The organism is Micromonospora rubida (genome assembly GCF_009908295.1).
GTDB classification, from domain to species: Bacteria; Actinomycetota; Actinomycetes; order Mycobacteriales; family Micromonosporaceae; genus Micromonospora; species Micromonospora rubida.
This window is the reverse complement of the sequence record NZ_JAAALO010000027.1, coordinates 1-1,539: the sequence shown is the minus strand read 5'-3', so window position 1 is coordinate 1,539 and position 1,539 is coordinate 1. Positions and strand designations below refer to the sequence as shown.

Here is a 1,539-nt window from a genome sequence, read left to right as displayed (position 1 = left end):
AACGGACCTACCACCGCCGACGCCGGCAACACCGCCTCGGCCGGCTCACCCCGATCGAGTTTGAGACAATCAACCAGCCCACACACGCGACCTGAACCACTCAACCCCGCGAGTCAACCAAACCCGGTGCAGTCCCGATGCAGCTTTGTTGCGCATATGAGATATTGTCGGTAGCCGTAACATCTGGAATTGCGAGAGGAAGCGATGGCGTCTCCGGATATGGATCCTAGCATCTCTGTTTGTGGCATTTGTGGGAAACCGGTGGATGATCGCCATGGCGCTGACGGTCACGGCGGTGCGAACGAGGCTGGCAAGAGGGTCGAGTATTTCGTCGTCGGTAAGCGCGGCGGGATCGCGGAATTCCGTGAAGCGGATGTCGAATCGAGGGTGCGCAAGACGGACGCGGCCACGCTGGCGTTTCAATTGGGTGTCGAGGAAACGAGCCTCCCGGGACGTCGTTTCAGTTGCTGGGTGGCACCCGACGAATATGGCGTCACGAGGAGTGACTTCAGGATCGTAGTCGAATAGGCTTAGATTCAAAGAGTCAAGGCAACACACTGGGCCGGAGTTCGGTAGCCGAGACACTTGCGGGGCCGGTTGTTCAGTCGGGCGGCCAGGGCATCGAGATCGGCTTGGGTGTGTAGGCCCAGATCGGTGCCCTTCGGGAGGTATTGCCGGATCAGCTTGTTGGTGTTCTCGTTGGTGCCCCGCTGCCACGGACTGCGCGGTGCGGCGAAGAAGACGTCGACTCCGGTGGCATCGGTGAGTAGCCGGTGGCCGGCGAGCTCCATGCGGCGCTGTTGCGTTGGCGGATCGGTGGACACGCCGAGCCGCGTCACCGGGCACTGTCAGATGGCTCGGGCCAGTTCCGTAAACGCGGCGGCCACCCGCAGACCGGGCGGGACGTCAGCGGCGAATTCGTAGTGTCCGCGTCGGAGGTTCTGAACGAAGGCATGGCCGGCGATGATCGTCTGGGCAGTGTGGTCGGTGCGGAGTCCGCGCATCGGTCTGAGCCTGTGCTTGAGCTGGCTGTGGTCGGCCTCGATCGGATTGTAGGCGTGTCGTTCAATGCGGTGCCACGCTGACGGGACCAGGTCGTCGAGCACCCTCGGATAGACCGGGTTCGCGTCGGTGACAACCTCGCCGGGCGTGACCTTCAGCGTGGTCAGCGCCCGGTGGAAGAACCGCCGGGCCGCTGCGGCGTCCCGACGGGCCGAGACGAGCACGTCGATGATCTGACCATGCTGGTCCACGGCCCGGTACACGTACCGCCACACGTACCGCCACACCCCGTTGACCTTGACGTAGGTCTCGTCCATGAACCAACGGTCACCAGGTGAGTGACGAGCGAAGCCCGAGCGAGCGAGGGGCGGCGGGTGGTGGGGTGTCGGCGTCGGGGCCAACAGGCGGGGGGGCCTGTCAGTTCGTTTGTGTAAGGGCCTGACCTGGTTGGTGATGTTATGCCTTGTCCAGGCGTCCGGGGAACATGATGTCGAACTGGTTCATGGCGATCTTCCAGTTGTAGGTTGATCTGCCTCC

General features: G+C 63.2%; 1 protein-coding gene and 2 pseudogenes. 1 reads left to right on the top strand and 2 read right to left on the bottom strand.

The features are described from left to right. Positions 1-189: 189 nt before the first annotated feature. Positions 190-528 (top strand): hypothetical protein, encoded by a 339-nt coding sequence (locus GVV04_RS31910; protein ID WP_201754491.1) that lies wholly within the window; start codon positions 190-192, stop codon positions 526-528. Between the two features lie 8 nt (positions 529-536). Here the strand turns inward: GVV04_RS31910 and GVV04_RS31905 are convergent. Both GVV04_RS31905 and GVV04_RS31900 read right to left on the bottom strand, forming a co-directional pair. Then, positions 537-806: pseudogene (locus GVV04_RS31905) on the bottom strand (IS30 family transposase); the annotation flags it as partial. A 42-nt stretch (positions 807-848) separates the two neighbouring features. Continuing rightward, positions 849-1,346, bottom strand: a pseudogene (locus GVV04_RS31900) (IS6 family transposase); the annotation flags it as partial. Between the last annotated feature and the right edge of the window lie 193 nt (positions 1,347-1,539).